At 34.2% G+C, this 3,382-nt stretch carries 2 protein-coding genes and 1 pseudogene; 2 read left to right on the top strand and 1 reads right to left on the bottom strand.

The features are described from left to right. A pseudogene (locus tag AC1DIT_RS27600) lies at positions 1–256 on the top strand (hemolysin); the annotation flags it as partial. Positions 257–523: 267 nt separating this feature from the next. Beyond that, positions 524–1,924 carry a hemolysin BL regulatory component HblB gene (gene hblB / locus AC1DIT_RS27595; RefSeq protein ID WP_016115404.1) on the top strand — a complete coding sequence of 467 codons (1,401 nt, stop codon included), beginning with the start codon at positions 524–526 and terminating at the stop codon, positions 1,922–1,924. 145 nt (positions 1,925–2,069) lie between these two features. On the opposite strand, the gene AC1DIT_RS27590 is transcribed toward hblB, so the two are convergent. Then, on the bottom strand, positions 2,070–2,762 hold the full coding sequence (locus AC1DIT_RS27590; protein WP_476998571.1) for a cytochrome P450: 693 nt from the start codon (positions 2,760–2,762) through the stop codon (positions 2,070–2,072). Positions 2,763–3,382: the final 620 nt, after the last annotated feature.

The raw sequence follows: 3,382 nt of genomic DNA, 5'->3' as shown, positions 1-3,382 counted from the left end.
GCATAAGGCACTTGATGATGCTATTAATGCTCTTACTTATATGTCCACGCAATGGCATGATTTAGATTCTCAATATTCGGGAGTACTTGGACATATTGAGACTGCATCTCAAAAAGCTGATCAAAATAAATTTAAATTCTTAAAACCTAACTTGAATGCGGCTAAAGACAGTTGGAAAACATTACGAACAGATGCTGTTACATTAAAAGAAGGGATCAAAGAATTAAAAGTGGAACCTGTTACTCCGCAAAAATAAGGAAATATTGGTTCCGTTGCAAAGTTACCTAAAACATAGAGAATCTATGATTACATTGTTAAATAGTCATACAGAAATTAAAAATTCCTTATATACAGAAAAGGCGAAGTTTGATTCAAGACTTCGCCTTTCACTATAAATTCTCTGTAATACTTGATGATTAAAAAACTGCTAAATATAAGTAGGAATGCATTCATACAGATACGGAACTAATTTCGCTTTTAGAGAAAATAGAACTTATCAAACCCTGTATAGGAGGAATATGAAATGATGAAAAAAATCTCTTACAAAATACTCGCTGTATCAACGCTTTTAACTATGACAACCACTTATGCAGTCACACCAGTAGCAGTTTTTGCAAGTGAAATTGAACAAACTAACAATGGAGATATGTCCCTTTCAGCAAATGAAGAACAGATGAAAAAAGTTTTGCAAGATGCTGGGGTATTTGCAAAATCTATGAATGAATATTCTTATTTGTTAATGAATAATCCAGATGTGAGTTTTGAAGGAATTACTATTAATGGGTATGCAGATTTACCTATTAAAATTGTACAAGATCAAAAGAATGCAAGAGCACATGCTGTTACATGGAATACGAAAGTAAAAAAACAGCTTTTAGATACATTGACAGGCATTATTGAATACGATACAAAATTTGAAAATCATTATGAAACATTAGTAGAGGCGATCAATACAGGGAATGGAGATACTTTAAAGAAAGGGATTACAGATTTAAGGGGGGAAATTCAACAAAACCAAAAGTCTGCAAAAGCATTAATAGAAGAATTAACTAAATTAAAAAACGATATTGGAGAAGATGTTAGAGCATTTGGAAGCCATAAAGAGACCTTGCAATCGATTTTAAAAAACCAAGGTGCTGATGTGGAGACTGACCAAAAGCGTTTAGATGAAGTTTTAGGACAAGTAAACTACTATAAAAAATTAGAATCTGATGGATTAACAATGGTAAAAATCCCTTTTATTCCCACGTTGATTTCTGGTGGTATAATGATAGGTACAGCAAGAGATAATTTAGGCCGATTAGAGCCTACATTAACAGAATTACGTAAGACTGTAGATTATAAAATAACATTAAATCGTGTAGTTGGAGTTGCGTTTCATAATATTAGTGATATGCATAGTACGATTGATAATGCTATTACTGCTCTTACTTATATGTCCACGCAATGGGATGATTTAGACTCTCAATATTCGGGCGTACTGGGACATATTGATACAGCAGCTCAAAAAGCTGATCAAAATAGATATAAATTCTTAAATCCTAACTTGAATTCAGCTAAAGACAGTTGGAAAACATTAAGAACAGATGTTGTCACATTACAAGAAGGGATGAAGATTGCAGAGGAAAAAGAACAGGATCTTATGAATCAGCTTCGTCCATCAAACGTTTTCTACTTTTATAAAAAAATTCATAACGCATACACATTTGAAATAAAGACTGGAACAAATGCACCAAATGCGTCTTATAAAGTTATGAATTTAACTAAAAACACTGTTCATAATATGTGGAGTGGAGGACCAAATACAAACATGTGGGCTGACTGGCTTTCATTCAATCCAAAAGATGAATTTGCGGTGGTAGCAGTAGTGGATGGGAAAGAATACGTTGTATATAAAGGCAAAGTAGAAAATATAATGAACTGAACCCGAAAAGTTAGACAGAAAAATTACGCAGCTATTGGAGATGGTACACTAAACTGGACACTAAGTTAAGTGAAAAAGATGATTCAGAGAGTTCTGTTGCAAAGTTTTTTAACAGATAAAAAGTTGGTATGATTGCAGATGGATTTTATGCAATCCTTAGTAATTGTTGTAATTTATTATACGTCGAAAAAACGAAGTTTGGTTGTTGCAAACTTCGTTTTCGTTTATATAGAGCATGAACGGTTTCAATGCCTTTCAAGGTACGTGAAGCATGACGAATGCCTTGAAATCCTGCGAATTTGGCAAAACGCCAGCTGATCATGAGCGGTCCAGCATAGCGAAGTAGCTCTTCGATAGCATTCGGTAGCAAAGAAGGATTACTACGCAACAATGCTAATTGTTCGGGATGTTTCTGCAAAGCAACCATACCATTTCCAATTAAATTGGTTGTGGTCTCATGTCCAGCAGTAATGAGTAATTGGACGGTAGAGAGCAGTTCGGATTCACTCAGTTTATCCTCTTGATYGTGTGCGTGTATCAGGGAGCTGATTACACCCTCCGTTGGATGTTTTCGTTTTTCTTCCAATGTTTCTCGGATGCATGAGTAATACTCTTTGATCCATGCATGATGGTCTTGATTAGGATCTGCCTTTATGCTCACCCACAAATCATAAATTTTCTCTTGATACAAAACAGGTATTCCTAACATCTCAGCAATAACCCGAAATGGAAGTGGAAAAGCAAAATCTGCAATAAGATCMATCTTCCCTTTTTTCTGTACTGCATCCAATAATTCATCTGTAATCTGTTGAATACGAGGTTCTAGATTCGCGATCATTTGAGGGGTAAATCTTTTTCATGGATCTCCATTGGATGTTGTCCATCATCAAGGAGCATATTTGTTTTGTTGAGATTATGTTTTTTATTTCATCCCCCACATCCTCCGCTTGTATACCTCCATAGCTGTCCTGTCTAAACCAGAAAAGAAAAACCTGCACCCTCGGATAGTTAGTTGTAATAAACCTTTTACTGTGTGATGAATACTTGCTATATCTACTAATAGTAACCTTAACAACCCCATTAAGGCACTAAAGCACTCTAGGTCCTTTCTTGTTGCAGTGCGTTTATATAACATATATGCAATTTCTTTTTTTTATTTGTTTCTCGTAATCTTATAGTTTTTTGTGCTCTTCTGAGATTGAATACATACACTTGTTGCAGTTACCTATTGGATACTATTAATACATCCAGTCCCAGTTGTAAAAAATAAGTTATGTTTTCTTACTTTTTTTATAAATATTTTTTCTATGATATTGGATAATCCACTGTTTTTATAGTTTGAATATAAATTTCCCATTCTTTCTTTAATAGGTGTCTTTTCATAAAAAAAACTCCACATGTAGTATGTAAGGAGATTATCTCATGGGTTATTTGCAAATAGTAGGTGGGGAATATTTG

The organism is Bacillus sp. 05T22, assembly GCF_056396765.1.
This window is presented reverse-complemented; position numbering and strand designations above follow the sequence as displayed.